Origin of the sequence: Corynebacterium sp. MSK012 (genome assembly GCF_030232435.1) — a bacterium.
GTDB classification, from domain to species: domain Bacteria; phylum Actinomycetota; class Actinomycetes; order Mycobacteriales; family Mycobacteriaceae; genus Corynebacterium; species Corynebacterium jeikeium_D.
In genome coordinates, this window is the sequence record NZ_JASPJU010000005.1 from 111,185 (window position 1) to 131,694 (window position 20,510).

Annotated in this window: 18 protein-coding genes and 1 CRISPR repeat array; of the genes, 10 read left to right on the forward strand and 8 right to left on the reverse strand. The window is 61.4% G+C overall.

Translation table 11 applies throughout. From position 1 onward, the window contains the following. Positions 1-49 precede the first annotated feature (49 nt). Positions 50-688: direct repeats of the CRISPR family, unit length 28 nt; unit sequence GTTTTCCCCGCGCGAGCGGGGATGTTCC. A gap of 278 nt (positions 689-966) precedes the next feature. Both QP977_RS04520 and QP977_RS04525 read left to right on the forward strand, forming a co-directional pair. Continuing rightward, positions 967-1,452: a hypothetical protein gene (locus QP977_RS04520; RefSeq protein WP_070607207.1), complete on the forward strand. Its 486-nt coding sequence runs from the start codon at positions 967-969 to the stop codon at positions 1,450-1,452. Between the two features lie 108 nt (positions 1,453-1,560). Next, positions 1,561-1,896, forward strand: a complete 336-nt coding sequence (locus QP977_RS04525; RefSeq protein ID WP_049172565.1) for a YciI family protein — start codon at positions 1,561-1,563, stop codon at positions 1,894-1,896. A gap of 1 nt (position 1,897) precedes the next feature. Here the strand turns inward: QP977_RS04525 and QP977_RS04530 are convergent, their stop codons facing one another. Both QP977_RS04530 and QP977_RS04535 read right to left on the reverse strand, forming a co-directional pair. After that, complete coding sequence (locus tag QP977_RS04530) at positions 1,898-2,749, reverse strand: SDR family NAD(P)-dependent oxidoreductase (RefSeq protein WP_070767668.1); 852 nt, start codon at positions 2,747-2,749, stop codon at positions 1,898-1,900. After that, positions 2,746-3,963 carry a saccharopine dehydrogenase family protein gene (locus tag QP977_RS04535; RefSeq protein ID WP_070595870.1) on the reverse strand — a complete coding sequence of 406 codons (1,218 nt, stop codon included), beginning with the start codon at positions 3,961-3,963 and terminating at the stop codon, positions 2,746-2,748. The genes QP977_RS04530 and QP977_RS04535 overlap by 4 nt, the downstream gene beginning before the upstream one ends. Before the next feature lie 106 nt (positions 3,964-4,069). Between QP977_RS04535 and QP977_RS04540 the strand changes: the two genes are divergently transcribed. After that, positions 4,070-5,278 (forward strand): MFS transporter, encoded by a 1,209-nt coding sequence (locus QP977_RS04540; RefSeq protein ID WP_284847176.1) that lies wholly within the window; start codon positions 4,070-4,072, stop codon positions 5,276-5,278. A 9-nt stretch (positions 5,279-5,287) separates the two neighbouring features. On the opposite strand, the gene QP977_RS04545 is transcribed toward QP977_RS04540, so the two are convergent. Continuing rightward, positions 5,288-5,674: a Rieske (2Fe-2S) protein gene (locus tag QP977_RS04545; protein WP_049172555.1), complete on the reverse strand. Its 387-nt coding sequence runs from the start codon at positions 5,672-5,674 to the stop codon at positions 5,288-5,290. A 30-nt stretch (positions 5,675-5,704) separates the two neighbouring features. Further along, on the reverse strand, positions 5,705-6,427 hold the full coding sequence (locus QP977_RS04550; protein WP_049193390.1) for a YggS family pyridoxal phosphate-dependent enzyme: 723 nt from the start codon (positions 6,425-6,427) through the stop codon (positions 5,705-5,707). 84 nt (positions 6,428-6,511) lie between these two features. On the opposite strand from QP977_RS04550, the gene QP977_RS04555 reads away from it, so the two are divergent. Further along, complete coding sequence (locus QP977_RS04555; protein WP_224433604.1) at positions 6,512-7,678, forward strand: glycosyltransferase 87 family protein; 1,167 nt, start codon at positions 6,512-6,514, stop codon at positions 7,676-7,678. A 12-nt stretch (positions 7,679-7,690) separates the two neighbouring features. On the opposite strand, the gene QP977_RS04560 is transcribed toward QP977_RS04555, so the two are convergent. Further along, positions 7,691-10,096, reverse strand: a complete 2,406-nt coding sequence (locus tag QP977_RS04560; protein ID WP_284847177.1) for an ATP-dependent RNA helicase — start codon at positions 10,094-10,096, stop codon at positions 7,691-7,693. 43 nt (positions 10,097-10,139) lie between these two features. Between QP977_RS04560 and QP977_RS04565 the strand changes: the two genes are divergently transcribed. From QP977_RS04565 to QP977_RS04580, 4 genes are all read left to right on the forward strand, one after another. After that, positions 10,140-11,033, forward strand: a complete 894-nt coding sequence (locus tag QP977_RS04565) for a cation diffusion facilitator family transporter (protein WP_258225543.1) — start codon at positions 10,140-10,142, stop codon at positions 11,031-11,033. Positions 11,034-11,142: 109 nt separating this feature from the next. Continuing rightward, positions 11,143-12,090: an alpha/beta hydrolase family protein gene (locus QP977_RS04570; RefSeq protein WP_049189819.1), complete on the forward strand. Its 948-nt coding sequence runs from the start codon at positions 11,143-11,145 to the stop codon at positions 12,088-12,090. Between the two features lie 12 nt (positions 12,091-12,102). Then, entirely contained in the window at positions 12,103-12,603 is a 501-nt protein-coding gene (locus QP977_RS04575) for a methylated-DNA--[protein]-cysteine S-methyltransferase (protein WP_070862546.1), read from the forward strand. A gap of 3 nt (positions 12,604-12,606) precedes the next feature. Further along, on the forward strand, positions 12,607-13,269 hold the full coding sequence (locus tag QP977_RS04580) for a nitroreductase family protein (RefSeq protein ID WP_049193382.1): 663 nt from the start codon (positions 12,607-12,609) through the stop codon (positions 13,267-13,269). 11 nt (positions 13,270-13,280) lie between these two features. Here QP977_RS04580 and QP977_RS04585 read toward each other — a convergent pair whose 3' ends face one another. Then, the gene (locus QP977_RS04585) at positions 13,281-15,341 is read right to left on the reverse strand and encodes an oxidoreductase (protein ID WP_284847178.1); all 2,061 of its coding nucleotides are present in this window, start codon (positions 15,339-15,341) and stop codon (positions 13,281-13,283) included. A 183-nt stretch (positions 15,342-15,524) separates the two neighbouring features. On the opposite strand from QP977_RS04585, the gene QP977_RS04590 reads away from it, so the two are divergent. Together QP977_RS04590 and QP977_RS04595 are read left to right on the forward strand one after the other, a co-directional pair. Next, positions 15,525-16,286 carry an SDR family oxidoreductase gene (locus QP977_RS04590; protein ID WP_049193380.1) on the forward strand — a complete coding sequence of 254 codons (762 nt, stop codon included), beginning with the start codon at positions 15,525-15,527 and terminating at the stop codon, positions 16,284-16,286. A 24-nt stretch (positions 16,287-16,310) separates the two neighbouring features. Then, positions 16,311-17,042: an SDR family oxidoreductase gene (locus QP977_RS04595; protein WP_272708114.1), complete on the forward strand. Its 732-nt coding sequence runs from the start codon at positions 16,311-16,313 to the stop codon at positions 17,040-17,042. A gap of 82 nt (positions 17,043-17,124) precedes the next feature. On the opposite strand, the gene QP977_RS04600 is transcribed toward QP977_RS04595, so the two are convergent. Together QP977_RS04600 and QP977_RS04605 are read right to left on the reverse strand one after the other, a co-directional pair. Beyond that, complete coding sequence (locus tag QP977_RS04600) at positions 17,125-18,822, reverse strand: AMP-binding protein (RefSeq protein ID WP_016421788.1); 1,698 nt, start codon at positions 18,820-18,822, stop codon at positions 17,125-17,127. Positions 18,823-19,361: 539 nt separating this feature from the next. Next, entirely contained in the window at positions 19,362-20,219 is an 858-nt protein-coding gene (locus QP977_RS04605; protein WP_080971510.1) for an HNH endonuclease family protein, read from the reverse strand. Positions 20,220-20,510 lie beyond the last annotated feature (291 nt).

A 20,510-nucleotide genomic window follows, 5' to 3' on the forward strand; every position in this document is an offset into this window, starting at 1 on the left:
CGAGCGGGGATGTTCCGTGGTGGGAAGTCGAAATCGAGATGTGTGCCGTGTTTTCCCCGCGCGAGCGGGGATGTTCCCATGTCGCCCATGAACTGCCACGCCGGGACAATGTTTTCCCCGCGCGAGCGGGGATGTTCCGTGGTGGGAAGTCGAAATCGAGATGTGTGCCGTGTTTTCCCCGCGCGAGCGGGGATGTTCCGAACACGCTTGAGCTGCTGTCTCCGTTGCTTGAGTTTTCCCCGCGCGAGCGGGGATGTTCCCCCACAAATCCTCTCCGCATTCTGGGCAGCATGGTTTTCCCCGCGCGAGCGGGGATGTTCCCAAGTTTTGGATTACTCGGCGGCGCAGATTCCAGTTTTCCCCGCGCGAGCGGGGATGTTCCTCCGCGCCTGCGACAACTGATCCTCAGCACGCTGTTTTCCCCGCGCGAGCGGGGATGTTCCGGTACAGCTGCCAACGGAATTTCACGTTGCAGCGTTTTCCCCGCGCGAGCGGGGATGTTCCGACTCCTGGTTCGTGGCTGATTACAGCCAAGTGGTTTTCCCCGCGCGAGCGGGGATGTTCCCTCCATCTGCAGCTCCGGGTGATGGCGGAACCCGTTTTCCCCGCGCGAGCGGGGATGTTCCGTGGATGCAGGGGAAACCCGCCACCGAGCAGGAGTTTTCCCCGCGCGAGCGGGGATGTTCCTGCCCACGCCGGTTGACGCAGGCATGAAAAAAGGTTTTCCCCGCGCGGCAACGCTCGCCCCGGCTCAAAGCGTTAGTTTTCCCCGCGCGAGCGGGGATGTTCCGTAGACCTGCTTACTGCACAGCGGGAGACGTTTGTTTTCCCCGCGCGAGCGGGGATGTTCCCGCAGCACCCGGTACGGAGACGCTACACCAGCTGTTTTCCCCGCGCGAGTGGGGTAGTTCAAGTTTGATTATGAGGGGATATTATCCCGATAGAAACACTCAGGAGGGTACACGCATGACAAGGTATTGGGATCACAGCGGCAGTATCTACAAAGATGACGGTCAGGAAGACTGGTGCGTTTACAATCCGTCTTTGCGTGATTGGGAGCGCACCCCGCGCGCTAAGGAAGCCTACGACCAGGCAGGACAAGACTCGTTCGACCCCATCACCGAGCAGCAAGCACTCGCTGAGATCGCAGAGCAGCAGGAACAGCATGACGAAAGGGCGAAGAACAAAATCAAGGAACTGCGCGCAAGAATGAAAGCTGTCGGCGCGCAGGCAAGGCAGGCTGACGAACAGCCGTATCCAACTTTTTCTCAGCAGTCCGCCGCATACCGTGAGGGCGCGCAGGCCTACAACGAAGGCAAATCTTGGCGCGATAACCCGCATGCCCCCGAGTCAGGTCTAGCCGCCCCGTGGCGCATGGGTTTCAATACCCGCAAGCAGCAGGTAGCGGAGATCAGGGCACAGCGAGCCGCCGCTGCGAAAGAGGAAAACTAGGCCCTGGCCACAAAAACGCTCAGCCAAAGCTCTAAAATTCCCACAAATTCCCGGTTCCAGCCCCGCGCAATCTGTTACACTTAGCAAAACGAAACTCAGGAGCTTGGTGTGCAGTACTTTTTCACGGTCCATGGCCGCAGAGATATCAACGCGTATGACTCTGATGAGGAAATGCACGCTGCCTTTGAACGGATTGGACGCTTCAATCAGAAGCTTCAGGACGAAGGCCACTGGGTTATGTCCGGCGGGCTGGTTCCACCGGAGGATGCCATGACGGTGCTGCCGGATGGTTCGCACAGCGATTTGCCGTACTACAACGCGATGACGTTCCCGTCAGCTTTTTGGATTGTCCAAGTCGCAGACGAGCAAGAGGCCATCAATCTAGCCCACGAAGCCGCGGAGGCGTGCGCGCAGGCAGTCGAAATGCGCGCCATCGCCGATTAACTCACCGCAGCCCGTGCACCCGGCGCATGATGGTCAACATCGCTTGCGTCGGGATTCGCCGCATGAAGGGCACTGCAACGCTTGCCGACGACCCCCGCGCCACCAGAGCCAAAGGTCGCTCGGCGGTCACCTCGCGCATAACCACCTCAGCAATCTCCGAAGCGGGAATGCCATCTTCCTCATTGGCGTTCAACTTCGTCAGCATGCGGTGGACATCAGCAGCGTAAACGGAGCCCTCATCGCCATACGTCGTCCGACGTGTAGAAATCCCCGTGTTGATGGCACCCGGTTCGACAACCGTCACCCCAATACCGAACTGCGCGACTTCACCGCGCAACGAAAGCCCAAAGCCGCGGATAGCGGCCTTCGTCGCCACATAGGAAGAACGGTAGGACAGCGGCAACCCGCCGAGCATCGAGCCAACCAGCACAATTCGGCCACGACCGGCCTCGCGCATGCCAGGCAGCAGCTGCTGTAACAGCTCCACCTGCCCCAGAACATTGACTTGGAAGAGACGCTCAAGCGCCTCGCGGGGTAGCTCCTCGAAAGCGCCCGACTGGCTCTCACCGGCGTTGGCGACGACGACGTCGTAAGGCCCGTGGGCGACCACAGCAGCGATGTCGTCGGCGCTGGACATGTCGAGTGCCACCATCTGCACGCCCTCGGGGTGCGGCGCCTCGGCGCCCCTGCGGGACGTGCCAACGACCTCGAAACCGTCCTTGACTAGTGCCTCCGCGCATGCCCAACCGATGCCGGAGGAAGCGCCGGTCACTAACGCACGGCCGCCACCTACACTCGGCAGTTTCGGTCCGCGGGTGAGATTCGCAAAAGCACCGGTCAGGCCATCAGTCATCGAGCCTGCACCGCCTCAATGGTCATGCCGCCCGCGCGGAGACGGCGGGACAGGGCGTCGCCAAGCGCGACAGTAGGAGTGAGCACGCCGGTAGCGTCCGGCAGATCGTCGTGGACGAGTGCGAGGGCGGCGCTGGAAATCATAATCGCGGTGCCTGCGTACCCCGGGTCTTCCTCGAGAGACACCTTGGAACGCCAGTGAATGCCGGAGGTATCGACAGTGTAGGCCTCGATGGTGAAGCGACCCTCGGCCTGTTCTTCAGCGCTCGGGCCCTCACCCGGCTTCGGCAGCTTCTTATCAATGAGCTTGGCCGTCGGCCCGAACGCCATCGCCGCCAGCGCCAACCTGCAGACAGCCGCAAAAATATTTGCGCGGACGAAAGCCCTCGGGCCACGGCCGACATTGAGTAGCTCGCGGTAGCGGAAGGAATCACCGTAATCCGCCAGCATCGCCGAGCGCTGAACAATTCGGGTGTTGAACGGCGACATGAAGAAGGGCGCTCGCCAGTGGCGGCGGAAGCGCGCCGGGCGCAGGTCGACGCCGAACTTACCCTGGTCGGGACCCGGCTCAGCCAGGGCGTACTGATCGGCGATGATGCGACGCAGCTTGGGGTCCTTCTTGGCCTGTGCAAGCTGGACGCGGACCGAATCGATAGTGCCGCCGGAGACACCGCCCTTGACGTGCTTGAACAGCAGGGTTGTTTCACCGAGCTTGGTGTGGGCCGCCTCGTGGAGCTCGCGGACAGCGACGTCGGAAGGAATCGAGTCGAAGCCGCAGGAGTGAACAATCTTCGCTCCGGTCTGCTGTGCCACCTCGTGGTTATTCGCGATGGAGTCGTGGACGAACAGCACCTCGCCACACAGGTCGACGTAGTGAGTACCGGCCTTGGCGCACTCGGCCACCAGAGTGCGGCCGTACTTCGCGTACGGTCCCACAACGGTCAGCACCACCTTTGTGCTGGCCGCAAGCTGAGCCACCGCTTGCTGGTCGGCGGCATCCGCAACAATGACCGGCCAGTCCGATACGCCTGCGTTCTCCGCGACGTCGGCAAGCTTCTGGGCGTTCCTGCCTGCGAGCGCCACCTTCGTCTGACCGGCGTGTTTAGCCAGATAGTCCACAATCAAGCGGCCCACGAAACCCGTGGCACCGTAGACGACGATGTCGTACTCGCGGTCGTGATTGCGACTCTGTGGCTGTGCGGAAGAAGTAGTCATGCCTACGAAACTAATAAAACGAAAGCGATACCGCGGGCGAATTAAAAAGGTTTTCTGAATCCGGGTACTCAGCGAGAGGTTTGGAGGGAGGGTTAACGTAGGACAAGTGACTAGCGCTAACGAAAACCCCGAACAGATCGAAGGACTACGGCCAGAAGATCCCGGATTCCGTCGCGCGCTTATTGCTGTGCTTTTCGCTGGCCTGGCATCGTTCCAAGCGCTCTACGCAACGCAGGCGCTACTGCCCACGCTTTCCGACGAGCTATCGGTCGACCCCGCCACCGCCGCGCTGACGGTATCCGCCACCACCGGTGGCTTGGCCTGTGCGATTATCCCGGTGTCCATTTTGTCGGAGCGCTTTGGGCGCAGGCGCGTCATCGTCATCAGCGCATTTGTGGCAACGCTACTGGGGCTCGTGGTGTCAATTGCGCCGGGCATCGGTTCGATGATTGCGCTGCGCCTGTTGCAGGGCATTGTCATTGCCGGTGTGCCCGCAGTGGCTATGGCGTATGTCAGTGAGGAAGTCCACGCCGACCATGTCAGTCGCGTGATGGGGCTGTATATCTCGGGCACGACGGTCGGTGGCCTGCTCGGCCGTATTATTCCGTCCATTGTGCTGGAGTTCGCCTCCTGGCGGGTGGCGATTGCGGTCTCGGCGACGGTGGCGTTTGTTTTCGCCATTCTGACCTGGTACTTCCTGCCGCAACAGCGTAGGTTCCAGCCGAAGCAGCTGTCGTTTGCAGGGGAGGGGCAGGCCATAGCGCGGCACTTGCGCGACCCGCGCATTCTCGCGCTGTGCGCCCTGGCGTTCCTGTTTATGGGGTCGTTTGTCTCTCTGTACAACTACCTGGGCTTCCGACTGGGCGATAAGTTCGGGCTCTCCCCGGCACTGGCAGGGTTCGTATTTATTCTCTACCTGTCGGGCACGTGGTCGTCGGCACGCGCGGGCGTGTGGGCGAAGACGGTGAGCCGCCGTCGCCTCATCGCCATTGCGACTCTGGCCGCGTGCGTGGGCCTGGGGCTGGCGCTGCTGCCGTGGCTGCCCGCATTGGTTGTGGGCGTACTTGTATTCACGGCATCGTTCTTCGTGGCGCACTCACTGTCCTCGTCCGGCGTGGGGCTGGTGGCGCAGCGCGACCGCGCCGAGGCGTCATCGATGTACCTGTTCAGCTACTACGCGGGTTCGTCCATTGTCGGTTGGGTATCCGGCATGGTGTTCAGTCGCTTCGAGTGGGCAGGGCTGATTCCGTGGTTGGTGGCGCTGTCCTTCATCGCGGGCGCGTGTGCTGTGGCGGGGTTGAAGCCGCGGCGGTAGAAGATAAACCTACTTCTGGCCCACAATCAGCTCAGTGCCTTCGGCTGAAAGCGATGCCTGGCCAGCGGGCTTACGCGACGGGCCAGAAACAACCTCACCAGTAGCAATATCAAAGTGTGAGTTGTGGTTCGGGCAAATCATCACACCATTGCTGACCTCGGTGATACGACCATTCTGGTGCGGGCAGGAACTGGAGAAAGCGGCGAACTTGCCTTCCTCCGGCTGCGTGACGACGTAATTGCCGATCACCACACCGCCGCCAACCGGAATGTCGGCAGCGTCAACCTTTTCCACCGCAGACTTTGGTGCACAAGCGGCTACGAGTGCGCCAGCTGCAGTGGCGGCAGTTCCCAGGAGGAAACGACGACGGGAGCACGGGGAGACATCAGAACTCATGGCATTGAGATTACCTCTATTTCGCGACCTTTATTTCTGATAGGAGCGCTCACCGAAGATGGCGCGTCCCACACGGACGGTGGTCGCCCCCTCGGCGATGGCTTCGCGGTAGTCGCCGGACATACCCATTGACAGTTCGTTGAGGCTGACACCGTCCGGCAAATCCCCGAGCAGACTGTCCCGCAGCTCCCGCAGCTCCGCGAAGGTCTCGCGCACATTCGGATCATTCTGGGCCGCGATGGTCATAAACCCGCGCAGACGCAGGTTCGGGTATTCGCCATCGGGGCCAAACATGCGGACAAACTCCGCCGCGTGACTCGGCGCCAGACCCGACTTCTGCGGCTCGCGGGAGGCATTGACCTGAATCAACACATCGAGCTTGCGCTCGGAATCGGCCAAGCGACGCTGCAGCGCCCCGGCCACCTTCGGGCGATCCAGCGCCTGAAACTCATCAGCACAGCTGACTAAGTGGCCGGCCTTATTCGTCTGCAGTGGGCCAATGATGGCCATATGCGGTGCCTTGTCGCCGAAGGCCTCCCGGAATGCCTCCGCCTTGGCCACCGCTTCTTGGACGCGGTTTTCCGCCAGGCCAGCGCAGCCGGCTGCTGCGAGCTCCGGCCAGGATTCCACCAGGGCGTCGACAGGCACAGTCTTGCTGACTGGCAGCAGGCGGACCTCGGAGGGCTGGCGCCCAGCTCGTCGGCAAGCGTCGTCAATCTCGGAGCGAACCTTGCGATAGTTTTCCACGAACATACCTCCCACTCTAAGGCCTGAGTAGGAAGAACTGTGCGGTAGTGTCGAATCATGCTCATGGACAGACTCTCGACGCTTTCCGTCATGCAGAGACGGATCTTGGCAATTGTATTTGGGCTGGTGTCGCTGGTCGTTGTCATCGACTTCATCTATCTTGCGGCAACTGCCTACATGATGGACCTCGAGGTCTTCCAAGACGCCGGCTGGGCACTACGACGAGACCAGGATCTCTACTCACCAGAGTTTCCCACCAGATCGGGTTTCCGCTTCATCTACCCACCGTTTGCGGCGCTGCTGTTTTACCCGCTGACCTGGGCGGGGCCGGTGACCCTGCAGATCATCTGGACGTTCGCCACGCTGGCGGCGGTGTGGGCGATGCTGTGGATGGTCTTCACTCGTCTCGGCTCTGAGCGTCCGAAGCTGATGGCTACCTGCGTGCTCGGTGTTGTGATGCTGCTCGACCCGCTGCGCGCCAACGTGCTCTTCGGGCAGATCAACGTCTTCCTCGCGCTGCTGGTGGTCTCCGATGTGCTGGGCTTTTTGCCCAAGAAACTGCGTGGACTGGGCGTGGGTATCGCGGCGGGAATTAAGATCACCCCCGCGGCATATGCGCTGGTGTTCCTCATGCGCCGTGACTTTGCGGCCGTGGCCAAGAGCTTCTGCTGGTTCCTGGTGACCGTCGCTATTGGTTTCGCCGTGCGCTTTAAGGAGTCCATCTACTTCTGGACCGATGAGTTCTTCGCCGGCAACCGCGGTGGCGCCCCGACCTATGAGGCCAACCAGGCGTTCAGTGGTCTGCTCGCCCGCGCCGGGGTGGAGGGTACCGCGCTCGATATTGGCATCTACGGTTTCTTCCTCATCGGTGCCATCGCTGCTGCTTTCGTGGCGTGGATCTACCACCGCAACGGCTATGATGTCGCAGCCCTTGGTTTCGTTGCGCTGGCGGTCAGCTTCGCCGGGCCATACGCGGTCAGCCACCACTGGTCGATCGTCATGGTCTTCGTGCCGCTGGTGCTCTTCGTCCGCGAGATCGGGCACATTATTGTCGGTGTCCTGTTCATGATCGCCCACTGGTGGGCACCGTACGAGGTGTTCGTGGGCAATGACTTCGGCCACGCTGCCAATGTGGGGCAGTGGTTCTACGGCAACATGCAGGGAATCATGGGCGGCGTGCTCTTCTTCACCTGCCTGGGCTACGCAATCTACCTCTGGCGCAAGCCCAGTCGCGTGCGGGCACAGGCAGCTGCTTAACGACGGGCTTGCTTAACGACGACGCTTCGTTCTCGCAGTAGCCTGCTCCTCCCACGGGTTCTCCGGCCACGGGTGCTTGGGGTAACGGCCCCGCATCTCGGAGCGAACCTGTGCGTAGGCGCCATTCCAGAAACTTTCCAAGTCCTGAGTGACCGCGAGTGGTCGCTGAGCCGGTGACAGCAAATGCATTGTCACCGGCTTTTCCAATACCTGCGGGGTCTCCGCCAGGCCGAAGCACTCCTGCAACTTCACGGCGAGCACAATCTTTGCCTCAGGGTTCGTGGGGTCCTCCGGGTACTCCAGGCGAATCTTCGAACCGGAGGGGACCTCCAGGCGTTCGGGCACCAGCCGGTCGAAGTCCGTGGCCTCCGGCCAGGGCAGCAGGCGGCGGAGGTGCTCGGCATCTAGCTTGGGAGGGGTCGGGCGGTCCAGCTCGCCAGCAAAGAGGAGCTCGGCCTGGGCCGCGAGCCCTGCGGGGGAGACATCCGGCCATGGGGCACCGCGATGAGTGTGGAGAAAGGCCATGCGGCGGCGGAGTTGTTCGGTGTCGCGGTCGAGGTTGGGGGCGGCGTCGGCAAGCCAGGCGGAGTTGGCAGCAATGCACTGCTCAGGTGTTGGGGAGACCTGGCGGGAGGACAGCTCGATGGCGCCGAGCAGGTCACGCTCGCGGGCGCGAACGCGGCCCTGTTCGACGCGCGCCGTGGTCTCCGTGCGGGCGAGGTGGCCGGCGGCGAGCATGGCGATTTCCAGGTCGATCGCCTCGCCGTCGCGAATCAGTGCGCGGCCGTGTGAGAGCCGCGAGATGTCGGCGGCCGCGATCCATTCGTGGCCGTGTAGGTCAGAACCGCGGGCGAGTTCCGCTGCGGTGCCGCCGGTGAAAAGGTACTCGTCGGAATTCGCACTGCGGCGTCGCCCGATGAAATCCGGCCAGGCCAGGGCCGTGACCAGCGCGGGGATGTCCGAGGGCAGCAGGTTGGCGGGGGCCTCAGTATCCAGCTCAATGCGGCGCACCTGCTTGGCCAAGCCGCGGGCATCGGTGAGTTTCTCCACCGCGCGTGCGACCGCGCCCGCGTGCTCCGGCATCATGTCCGTAGCCGTCAGCAGCGCGCGTCCCATACGCGGATGCACCGGCAGGGTAGCCAAGGTGCGGCCGAGTTCCGTGATGTCACCGGCCTCATCAACAGCGCCCAGGCCAGCGAGAATGCGGTTTGCAGCCTCGGCGTGGTGGGGTGGTGGGTTGTCGAGAAGCTTCAGTCCCTGCATCCCAGGCGTGCCCCACGCGGCGGCGTCGAGGAGCGCTTGGGTCAGGTCGGCGACCTCGATTTCCGGCGCGGGCCAGGCGGGCAAGGACGCGAATTCCGACTGGGAGACGCAGCGCACCACGATGCCCGGGCCCTCACGTCCCGCTCGGCCTGCGCGCTGGTTCGCCGAGGACTGTGCACACGAGCTGGTGACCAGGCCGGAGAAGCCACGCGCAATGTCGAGCCGCGGTCCGCGTGCGAGGCAGGCGTCGACAACGGCGCGCACGCCCGGCACAGTCACGGATGATTCCGCAATCGCGGTGGACACAATTACGCGTCTACCATCCGCTTGCCGACGGAACACGCGGTCCTGCTCCTCGGAGCTCTGCTGGCCGTGCAGCGTCAGCACCGCCACCTCCGAGGAATCCGCGATATAGCCTGCGCAGCGTTCCACCTCGCGGATGCCAGGGAGGAAAACCAGCACATCACCGGCGGCTTCTTCCGCGAGTGTGCTGGCCTGGGCGGCAACGTGCTGCAGGAAGTCGTCGGTCACACCGCGTGCATCCAGCCGCTGCGGAAAGGGCGCGTAGCGGATGTCCAGCGGAAAGATCTCCGCCTCCGCCGCCACAATGGGGGCCGGGGTGGAGCCGCCGAGCAAGGCCGCGAACTTCGGCGCGTCCACCGTTGCCGACATAGCGACAATGCGCAGGTCATCGCGGATATCCCGCAAGTCGCGCACCATCGCCAACACCAGGTCGGTGTCCAAGCCGCGCTCGTGCACCTCGTCGATGAGCACCGCGCTGGCGTCCACGTCGCCGTCGCGCAGCAGTCGGCGCAGCAGCACACCGGGAGTGACAAACTCCACGCGGGTGGCGCGGGAAACTTTTGCGTCGCCACGCACCGAGTAGCCAACTTCCTCACCGAGCTTGGTGCCCGACAGCTGCGCCAACCGCCGCGCCGCCGAGCGCACCGCCACGCGCCGGGGAGCCGTGACCACAATGCGGCCGCCCAGGGTGTTGGCCACCGCCGGTGGAACCAAAGTGGTCTTGCCGGTACCCGGTGGGGCCTGGACTACTACGTCGTGGTCGCGCACGGCGTCGGCAAGCGAGGCGAGCTGCGACGCGAACGGCAGGCCTGCAGAAATGTTCTGCAAATTGAACTGGAAATCGGTGCTCATAGAACTGGTAGTAACTCCGGAAGGGCGGGTAAAGTGCCCGCATATGCAGGACTTATCTCGTTTTGGTTGGCTTTCAGTGGGGGCGGCGGTCGTCACCATCGCGCTGAAGTTTTGGGGCTACACTCTGACCGGATCGGTGGGCCTGCTTTCCGACGCGACGGAGTCGATTGTCAATCTGGTTGCGGCAGTTGTCGCAATTATTGTGCTCAAGGTTATCGCGCGGCCCGCGGACCGCGATCATGAGTTCGGCCATTCCAAGGCAGAGTACTTCTCGGCCGGGCTGGAAGGTGCCATGATCTTCGTGGCGGCGGCGGCCATTATTTATGTCTCCATCGAGCGGTTGGTGAACCCGCAGCCGATTGAGCAGATTGGCCTGGGCCTCGTCGTGACCGTAATTGCCTCGGTGATCAATGGTGCGGTGGCGCTGATTCTGCTTAAGGCCGGGCGCCAACACAACTCCCTGGCGCTGACCGCCGACGGCAAGCATCTTATGACCGACGTGTGGACCTCCGCCGGAGTGCTCGTAGGTGTGGCGCTGGTGTGGGTTACCGGCCTGTGGTGGCTCGACCCGATCATCGCGCTGGCCGTGGCCGTAAACATCCTGGTCACCGGCTACAAGCTGCTGCGCGATTCCGGTAACGGCCTGATGGACAAGGCCATGGAGGGCGACGACCGCGTGGCGGTGGATGAGATTTTGGCCTCGCACCGTGACCGGAGTCGTGGCATTGACGTCCACGAAATCCGCACTCGCGAGTCGGGGCATCAGAAGTTCATTGAGTTCCATGTGCTGGTGCCGGGCGCGTGGAGCGTGGAGCGCGGTCACGATGTGCTTACCGCGATGGAAGGTGAGCTGCGGGAGCGTTTTCCCGGTGTGCATATCTCCTCGCATCTGGAGCCAATTGAGGACGAACGCGCCTATGGGGATGTGCAGTTGTAACGCGTGTGAGGCAAATTCCACGAAAGCGCTGAAAGTGATGAGCCTTACACTTTAAGATTGTGTATACAAAATCATGCACTGTTTAAGTCCACTCGAAGGAACTGCATAAATGACCTCCGAAGCCTCAACCACTTCCACTGGGGATAGCCGTTTTTCCGCGAAGAGCCCGAAGTTGCCGGAGCCGTGCCCTCGGCAGGACATCATTATTCCGGCAAATGACCGCGTCCTGCTGCGCGGAACCATGTTCCGCCCGAAGGAGAACCCAGAGAACATTCCCAACGGCATCATCACCGTTCACTCCGGTACCGGTGTGCCGCAGGGTTTCTACCACCGTTTCGCTGAGACCGTGGCAGAAAAGGGCTACGGCGTTATCACCTATGACTACCGCGGAATTGGCCAGTCCGCTCTGAAGACTGACCAGAACAATGAAGACATCCGGATGTCGGACTGGATCACCAAGGATATTCCGGGTGTGATCGAGTGGGCCAAGGAGACCTACCCGGACGTGCCGCACTTCGCTGTCGGCCACGCGGTTGGTGGTCACGGCATCGTCTACGCCGGCTCCGAGGGCACCTATGACGCAGCGGCGTTGGTCAACTGCCGCGGTATGCGTATTTCCAAGGTGCCGTCCGTGGCGGGCAAGGTCCGCGCATTCTTCATCTTCAATATTCTCGGCCCGATTAGCGGTTTCATCACTGGCCACATTCCGGCGTCGGCGTGGCGTCTAGCTGTTGAGCCGCCGAACGGTGTCATGCGTCAGTGGGCTCGTTGGGCTCGCAAGGAAGGCTACTTCTTCGACGACTCCGAGTTCGACTTCGCTAACCGCTTCTCCAAGGCTCCGCAGCCGTTCCTGTCCATCCGCGTTCCGGATGATTACTGGACTGAGGAGTCCTCGGCAGACCTGATCACCAATGTGATGAGCTCTGCTGAAAAGATTGAAAAGCGCCAGGCTCAGCCGGCTGGCGGCAAGGGCGTGGGCTACGGTGGTTACTTCCGCTCCGGTCACGAGAAGGAGTGGGACGAGCTGTTGGCCTGGTTCCAGGCCAACAAGGGCTAAGTAGGAGGTTTTATGGCGATTTCCCAGGTAGAAACGCCTTTCGGCGCGCTTGGAATCGCCACCTCCGCTCGCGGGGTCGTCGAAGTCAATCTCTTAGGCCCCGTGCTTGACGACGACCCCAGCGCCGCCGACCCCGAAGCGCAAGCGGTGGCGGAACAGGCAGCGCAGCAGTTCCGCGAGTACTTTGCCGGGCAGCGCCGCGAGTTTGCGCTGCCGCTGGACTGCGACATATTCACCCAGGATTCTTTCCGCGCTCGTGCGCTGACCGCACTGCGCGACGTGCCGTATGGCCAGGTTGTGACCTACGGTGAGCTCGCTGAAATGGCCGGATCACCCCGTGCCGCCAGAGCTGCCGGCTCGGCCTGTGCCACCAATCCGCTGGGCATTCTGATTCCCTGTCACCGCGTGGTGCCCGCCAGTGGGGGAGTGGGGTCTTTCGGATCCTATGCCGGCGGCCGCGAAATGAAGCGCTGGCTGCTCGAACTCGAAGGTTGGCAAACAGTTATTCTTTAATGCATGACTTCGCATTCTCCGCGCGATCAGTTCGCCACCGAATTTGAGAACATCATCCGCAACCGCCGTGCCACGCGCGTCTATGCTGACGAACCGCTTGACGACGCTGACGTGCGCCGCCTCCTGGAGCTATCTCTGGAAGCTCCCAGTGCTTTTAACATTCAGTCCCGCGCAATCGTGCGCATCGAGGACCCTGAGGTGCGCCAGCAGGTAGTGGAAGCTGCCGGTGGTCAGAAGCAGGTTGCCAATGCGCCGCTGCTGCTCGCCTTCATTGGTGAGCCGACCGGATGGAAGCGCGGTATTCCGCGCCTGGTTGAAGCCAATAAGGCCACTGGCCTGTGGGACGAAGTCGCCGCTGCCGAGCGGGAGGCCTCGATGACCTCCTTCCATAAGGCCCGCGAGGAAAAGGGTCTCTCCCGCGAGTTCGCAATCCGCGACGCCATGATTGCCGCTTCTTTCGCTATGGTCACTGCCAGCGCCTTTGGTTGGGCTAGCTCCCCGATGACGGGCTTTAGTGAGCAGAAGGTCAAGGAAGCTATCGGTGCTGGTGACACCGATGTGGCGGTAGCGCTGTTGCTGGCCATCGGTGTCCCGGGTGAGTTCCCGGCTCACCCGGGCCGTTTCGAGTTCGAGCAGCGCGCCTACACCGACCGCTACGAGGCGTAGCAGCCCTAGCCCTACAGCGCGAGCGCTACCTCAACGGCCTGGCGGATGGCACGCTTTGCGTCCAGCTCAGCGGCCACGTCCGCGCCGCCGATGATGGTGACATTGGAGTTATCGCCGGTGACGCTCTCGCGATTCTTTCCGCCCAGGCAGTCCAGATTGGATACCTGACCAGTACAGACAATCACGTTGTCAACCGCGATGACCTGTGGCTTTTCATCGATGGTGATGTGTAGGCCCTCGTCATCGATACGGTTGTAGGTGACGCCGGTGTACTGCTTGACACCGGCCTTCTTGATCTCCGCACGGTGAACCCAACCAGTGGTCTTGCCCAGGCCCTTACCGATGCGGGAGGTCTTGCGCTGCAGCAGGTGCACCTCGCGCTCAACCTCAAACTCCTCAGCCGCGCCAGAGACCGTGCCCGGCTTGGTCAGACCCGCGCGGAACTCCGCAGGGTCACCGACGCCCCAGGCGTCCTTCCAGGCTTCGATGGTCTGGTTCGGCTTGCGGGTGAGGTATTCACACACGTCCACACCGATACCACCAGCACCGATGACGGCCACCTTGTTGCCGGCCTGCTTCGCACCCGAGAGCAGTTCGTCGTAACGAATGACCTTCTCGTGGTCGATACCGTCAATGCCCGGGATACGCGGGGTGACACCCGTGGCCACAATCACGTGGTCAAACTTGGCCTTGAGCTCGTCGACGTCGGCACGCGTGTTCAGGTGAACCGGAACTTCGAGCACCTCCAGGCGACGGGAGAAGTACTTCAGCGTCTCGCCATAGTCCTCCTTGCCCGGAATCTTTGCGGCGAGGTTGAACTGGCCACCAATCTGGTCGGCGGCTTCGAAGATCTCCGGGTGGTGACCGCGCTGAGCTGCGGCTTCCGCGAAAGCGAGTCCAGCCACACCAGCGCCGATGACGGCGACGCGCTTGGCCTTGTCCTTTGACACCGGCACGGATACCAGCTCGGTTTCGTAAGCCGCCTTTGGGTTGACCAAACAGGTGGAGCGCTTGGCCGCGAAGGTGTGGTCCAGGCAGGCCTGGTTACAGGCGATACAGGTGTTGATCTGGTCAGCTCGACCATCGCCCGCCTTGATGGCGAAGTCCGGGTCAGCCAGCAGTGGGCGGGCCATGGAAATCAGGTCCGCATCGCCGTCAGCGAGGATCTTCTCCGCAACCTCGGGGCGGTTGATTCGGTTGGAGGCTGCCACCGGGACGTCGACAAGCGAACGGAGACGACCCGTCAGATCCGTGAATGCGGCGCGCGGCACGGACGTGACGATGGTGGGGACGCGTGCTTCGTGCCAGCCGATACCGGTGTTGAAGACATCGACGCCAGCCTCGACCAGACGCTGCGCGAGTTCAGTGGTCTCGGACCAGGTCTGGCCGTCTTCCACCAGGTCAAGCAGCGAAATGCGGTACTGCAGTAGGAAGTCCTCGCCCACCTCGGCGCGAATGCGGCGGACAATTTCGATGGGCAGGCGCATGCGAGCCTCGGCGCTGCCACCCCAGTTGTCCGAGCGGTGGTTGGTGCGCTCGGCCAGGAACTGGTTGAGCAGGTAACCCTCGGAACCCATAACCTCGATGCCGTCGTAACCGGCGCGCTTTGCGAGCTTCGCGGCGCGGACATAAGCGCCGATAGTGCGTGAGACATCAAAGCCGGTGAGGCGGTGAGCCTTAAACGGGCTAATCGGCGACTGACCGGTATTGGCGGAGCGAGCCAGCGGGCTGTAGCTGTAACGACCGGCGTGCAGCACCTGCAGCACGATGTGGCTGCCGTGGGAGCGCACGAGGTCAGTAACGCGGCGGTGATTGTCCGCCATGCGCTTCGACGCCATCATCGAACCGGCCGGAGTCAGCCAACCCTCGATGTTGGGAGCATAACCGCCGGTGACGATGAGCCCCACGCCACCTTCGGCGCGCCGACCCAGGTAGGCAGCCAGCTTGGGGATATCACGGGTGCGATCTTCCAGGCCGGAGTGCATTGAGCCCATGATGATGCGATTGCGCAGAGTTAGAGGACCGACGTCGAGAGGGGAGAGAAGATGTGGGAAGTGAGGCTGGTCAGACATGCAACCAGTATCGCGGTTTTAGCAGCTGCGTATGAGGTGAATCGGGAAAATTCCTGCACAGTTTTATATACGTTTCACGTGGAACATCAGGTGTAAAGCACGCGCAGTCTTCGGCGCAGGAGGGTGTCGTATGACTACAGTCGGGAATATCAGTAGACGCATGTAGCAAGGAGTTAAGCCCCCATGACCTCTGAAACTTCAACTAATGGCAAGAAAGTAGCTGTAGTTACCGGTGCTTCTTCCGGTATTGGTGCAGCCACTGCCAAGCAGTTCGCAGCTGAAGGTTTCCGCGTTGTGCTGGGAGCCCGCCGCGAGGACAAGCTGGAGGCTGTCGCGGAGGAGATTCGCGCTGCCGGTGGTGAAGCGACGGTCTACAAGGTTGACGTCACCTCTGACGCCGATGTGGCGGCGCTGGCTAAGGCCGAACCGCGCGTCGACGTGCTGGTTAACAACGCCGGTGGCGCCTGGGGCATGGAATCGGTTGAAGGCGCTGTCGAGGAAAAGTGGCGCTGGATGTACGAGGTCAACGTGCTGGGCACCCTGCGCGTCACCCGCGCGCTGCTGCCCGCATTGAAGTCCACCAGCGGCATTGTGCTCACCGTCGGCTCGATTGCCGGCCGTCAGGTCTACACCGGCGGCGCCGGTTACAACGCAGCCAAGCACGCTGAGCGCGCGCTGGTGGAAGTCCTGCGTCAAGAGGTTGCTGCCGATGGCGTGCGCGTCACCGAAATCGATCCGGGGCGCGTCCACACCGACTTCTCACTCGTGCGTTTCGACGGCGACGAGACCAAGGCCGCAGCGGTCTACGATGGCGTTGAGTCGCTGACCGCCGATGATGTTGCCGACATCATTGTGTTCGCGGCCACCCGTCCGAAGCGCGTCAACATTGACTTCCTGCAGGTGACCCCCATCGACCAGGTGGGCGGCGCGAAGCCGAAGAAGTAAACCGACTACATAGAGGAGCCGTACATGAGCATCGATATTGCCGCTGACACCAAGATTGCCCTGGTCACGGGTGCAAGCCGTGGTATTGGCCTGGCGGTCGCCAAGGATCTCTCCCGTGACCACCATGTCATTGTGGGCGCTACCAGTGCTGAGTCTGCCGAGAAGGTGGCGTCGCAGTTGCCGTCGGCAAGCGTATTCGTTGCCGACCTGGGTGATCCCGACGCCGTAAACGCGGAAGTGGCAAAGCTGTTGGAGGCGCTCGGTGGGCGCGGGTTGGATGTGCTCGTGCACTCGGCGGGCGTGTACGTCGATGGGGACGTGGCGGAGGTTTCGCGTGCGGACTGGTCGCGAATTATGGACATCAACGTCGTCGCCGTCGCCGACCTGACACGCCAGTTGCTGCCAGCGCTGCGCAAGGCGGAGGGCACGCTGGTGACAATCAACTCGGGCTCGGGATTCCGCGCTTCAGCTGGTACTTCGCCGTATGCGGCGTCGAAGTTCGCGCTGCGGGCCTTCACCGATGCACTGCGCGAGGAAGAGCGTGGCGCGGTACGAGTCAGCTCCGTGCACCCCGGGCGCGTCGATACCGATATGCAGGTTCAGCTGCAGTCGAATTGGCACCGCGATGATGCGGATTGGCGTTACGACGGAACGAAGTTCATGCGGCCTGAATCGATCGCAGCCGCAGTACGTCTGGCCGTTGATACCGGAGCGGATGCCAACGTGGATGAAATCCAGGTGCGCCCGCGCGGATAGCCGTGTAAAAGGTAGCGGAAATAAGCAAAAAGTGTGCCCACCAGGCGGATAGCCGGTGGGCACACTTTCGTGTGCAGGCTTCTTACTGAGCGTCCAGGTTCAGGCGCTCGTGCATTGCTTTGACCTCGCGCGGGACAACCTTGCCGATGGCGTTGCGCGGCAGGGAGTCGACGAAGAAGACGCGGTCCGGAGTGGAGTGCTCGGCCAGAGTTTCGCGGACGTACTCGCGCAGCATGTCCTCGGTGAGGTTCTTGCCGGCCTCATTGTCCTCGCGGACAACGTAGAGGAACAGGTCAGCGAAAATCTCGTCGTTTTCGTTGCTGCCGTGGCAGAAGACATCGGCGATGCCCGGCACCGGGCCCAGAATTTCTTCGACCTCGCGTGGGAAGACGTTCTCGCCGCCCTTGATCACCATGTCGTCGGAGCGACCACAGATGTACAGGTAGCCGTCCTGGTCGATACGGCCGAGGTCACCAATCTGGAACAGGCCATCGACGGTGGTGAACTTGTCCTTCTTGTTCAGGTAACCGATGAAGGAGAGCTCCTGAGCGGTGTGGATCATGCCAACCTCACCCGGCTCGACTTCCTTGCCGTCGTCACCCAGGATGCGAACCTTGGCGCCAATTGCCGGGCGACCTGCGGAGTCCGGGCGGGCTGCGAGGTCCGCGCCGGATGCGATGGAGCACAGGCCGGCCTCGGTGGAGCCGTAGAAGTTACAGATAACCGGACCGAAGCGGTGAGTCAGCGCGGAGACGAGCCAGCCCGGGATGGCGTTACCAGAGGAGACAATGAAGCGGAACGGGCCAATCTTGCGGTTCGGCTCCTCATCCAGAACATCCTTGATCTGGCGCAGGAAGAAGGCCGCGGAAATCATGCCGTTACAGCCGTACTGTTCACACTGGTCAACAGCCTTCTTCGGGTCGAAGACACGCATGGTGACAATGGTGGAGCCGGTAGCCATGCCAATCAGCACATTTGCCCAGCCCCAGGCGTGGAACATGGATGCGGACTGGTGAATGACCATGTTGCGGCGCCACGGAATACGATCGGCGATTGCACCCACGGTTGCCGGTGTCTTGGGCTCATTGCGCAGGACACCCTTCGGGATGCCGGTGGTGCCGGAGGACATGATGATGATGCGTCCCTGCTCCGGCTTCGGATCTAGCTTGGCGTTCGATGTACGACCTTCTTCAATGAGGTCTTCCATGAACACGAAGTTCTTGCCCGCGTTCTTGCGGGTCTCCGGCTTGGTCACGGAGGTAATAACGACGGTGACATCGTCGAGGTCTTCTGGCAGGTTGCCCAGGAACTCGTCATCGACGAACAGGAACTTGGCCTTATTCTGGTCAACGACACCGCGAATCTGAGTCGGGCCGGAGCCGATGTTCATCAGCATAATTTCGGAGCCGATGAATCCCTTGATGGCCATCGGCAGGATGATGCCGCGGCCGTTGCGTGCGATAACGCCGAAGCTGGACTTCTGGGTCATGCCACGGTCCATCAAGGCGCGAGCCAGGGCGTGAGAGTTGTCAAGCAGCTGAGAATAGGTGAGTTCACCGTCATCGTCGACAAGGGCGAGGCGATCCGGGTAGCGCAGCGCACTCATGGAAATCAGGCTGGCGACGGAGAACTTCAGGCGACGCAGGTAATCGAGAATCTTCGGCGCCGTCTTCGGAGTCATGTACAGGGCACCAGTACGCAGGAGTGGTGGAATCGACTGGGCAAAAGCCTTGATTTGGAGCCCAAGTGGTACTTCCGGAGCCTTCATTTCAGCTGCCATGGGTGAGAATCCTCCAAGATGATGGACAAGCGATTAATAGCGCCAAGCGACTCTTTAGTCACACTGACACCATCAGTCACGGTAGTGCGATTTTGTAACAACCAGACTTTAACAAACCTGTGCCGCGTCAAAAAGTAGTTTCCACGAAGAAAAGTAAAAAATACGCAGTTAGTGTGCGCAGTGCTTTACGACGGGTACCTTTTCGCGTACGGGCTCGAGGATACAGTGTTATCAAACAGTTATAAACCGACAGGAAGCAGTGAATATAACGAAATGATAACACTACGGTAACGAATTCAATTCTGATATTGACGTATATAACTCTATGAACCCAGGGGTTTTCGGTTGGTTTGTTTGACGGGGCGGGCAGTAGCTGAATGGCGGTCGCCCCCAGAAATTAGGGGGCTAGGAATCTTCAGAAAAATAGAAATGTTCGCGACTAGGAGGGGCGGAGGTTGCGAACACGTAGCTAAATAGGTGACATATTCGCCGGCTTGAGCCTCGGTGTGTGGCATCGGTGAGCGCCGGAGGAAGTTGCCCTAATTCAGGGTTAGGGCGGCAAGTGCGGGCTCATCCTCTGGTGTGCAGGTAGAGAGCCAACGGTCGATGGCATCGTACTCCGCCTGTGTGAGCCACAGGTGGTATTTCTGTTTTACTGCCACCTGGCGAGCGACATACTGGCAGCGAAATGGCTTATTGGCGGGTACCCAGGATGCGGCATCGCTATCCCGCTTCTGTTGATTGGCGGGGCCATCGACGGCCAAGAGGTTGAGGGGGTCATTGGCAAAGTCCTGCCGAACCTCGGGCGGGAGTTGCTGTGCCCCCTTTTGCCAGGCGTCGCTTAAGGCTACGACATGGTCGATTTGAACGGCAGAAGAGGTATCGCGGCCACGCTGGAACTCAATCATCGTGCCGGTATAGGGATCCAGTAATTGCCCTGAAAGCACGACGCAATCGTGGCTATTTGGTTTGTACTCCTTATTAATAAGGTCACGATTCAAAATATCGTTTCGCGTGTCACATCCGTTGTGCCCAAACTCGGCAGAGACGTCGTCGCTCCAACGTTGCCCGAACTCATCGCGCGCATAGCCGGTTTTCGGTGCGCGCCCTTTTACCTCCAGCTGGTTGAGGGCGCTACGGATGCCGTCGATAGGCGATGTGCCGGGCGCTGGGGTGTCCGGGGCGGCGGGGGTGTGGGGCGCTTCGGGAATCTCGGGCGCGGGTTCCTCTGGCTCGGGCGTAAATGCGGGTGCCGGTGCCGGGCTGTATGACTGGCTCTCTGGGGTGGGGGCTGTGGGGGCCGTGCAGCCGCTGAGGATTGTCGCTGCGCCGATAAGGAGGGCGAGGCCCTGCAGTGGCGAGCGGAAACGACGGTTGGCGAGCATGGAGCTAACCATAGCGGTGGGGGCGGATTGGGTATGGAGGGAGGTTTGCTAAAGAATCGAACAATTGTGCGTAGTTAGCGGGGGTGGTAGCTCGATTAGGGGGTTATGGCGTTAAAGCGGGTAGTAAAAGCCCGGTTTTAGTCGAACGGGAAGGGTGTTCTAGCTCCTTCGGGGGTGGGTAAATATAGCTAGTTCCCTAAATACGTATTGCAATACGCCTAGATGAAAGTGCATTGTTAAAACAGTTGGAAATATAGATAACCCGTGTCCCCCAATTGGCACATTGCACCTACAAGGGGAAAA

Coding starts and splice junctions, on each gene's coding strand:
- QP977_RS04605 (WP_080971510.1), bottom strand. CDS start 20,219: ATGGTTAGCTCCATGCTCGCCAACCGTCGTTTCCGCTCGCCACTGCAG.
- QP977_RS04535 (WP_070595870.1), bottom strand. CDS start 3,963: ATGACTACTTCTTCCGCACAGCCACAGAGTCGCAATCACGACCGCGAG.
- QP977_RS04530 (WP_070767668.1), bottom strand. CDS start 2,749: ATGACTGATGGCCTGACCGGTGCTTTTGCGAATCTCACCCGCGGACCG.
- QP977_RS04565 (WP_258225543.1), top strand. CDS start 10,140: ATGCAGGACTTATCTCGTTTTGGTTGGCTTTCAGTGGGGGCGGCGGTC.
- QP977_RS04545 (WP_049172555.1), bottom strand. CDS start 5,674: ATGAGTTCTGATGTCTCCCCGTGCTCCCGTCGTCGTTTCCTCCTGGGA.
- QP977_RS04590 (WP_049193380.1), top strand. CDS start 15,525: ATGACCTCTGAAACTTCAACTAATGGCAAGAAAGTAGCTGTAGTTACC.
- QP977_RS04570 (WP_049189819.1), top strand. CDS start 11,143: ATGACCTCCGAAGCCTCAACCACTTCCACTGGGGATAGCCGTTTTTCC.
- QP977_RS04575 (WP_070862546.1), top strand. CDS start 12,103: ATGGCGATTTCCCAGGTAGAAACGCCTTTCGGCGCGCTTGGAATCGCC.
- QP977_RS04555 (WP_224433604.1), top strand. CDS start 6,512: ATGCAGAGACGGATCTTGGCAATTGTATTTGGGCTGGTGTCGCTGGTC.
- QP977_RS04520 (WP_070607207.1), top strand. CDS start 967: ATGACAAGGTATTGGGATCACAGCGGCAGTATCTACAAAGATGACGGT.
- QP977_RS04600 (WP_016421788.1), bottom strand. CDS start 18,822: ATGGCAGCTGAAATGAAGGCTCCGGAAGTACCACTTGGGCTCCAAATC.
- QP977_RS04550 (WP_049193390.1), bottom strand. CDS start 6,427: ATGTTCGTGGAAAACTATCGCAAGGTTCGCTCCGAGATTGACGACGCT.
- QP977_RS04585 (WP_284847178.1), bottom strand. CDS start 15,341: ATGTCTGACCAGCCTCACTTCCCACATCTTCTCTCCCCTCTCGACGTC.
- QP977_RS04560 (WP_284847177.1), bottom strand. CDS start 10,096: ATGAGCACCGATTTCCAGTTCAATTTGCAGAACATTTCTGCAGGCCTG.
- QP977_RS04580 (WP_049193382.1), top strand. CDS start 12,607: ATGACTTCGCATTCTCCGCGCGATCAGTTCGCCACCGAATTTGAGAAC.
- QP977_RS04595 (WP_272708114.1), top strand. CDS start 16,311: ATGAGCATCGATATTGCCGCTGACACCAAGATTGCCCTGGTCACGGGT.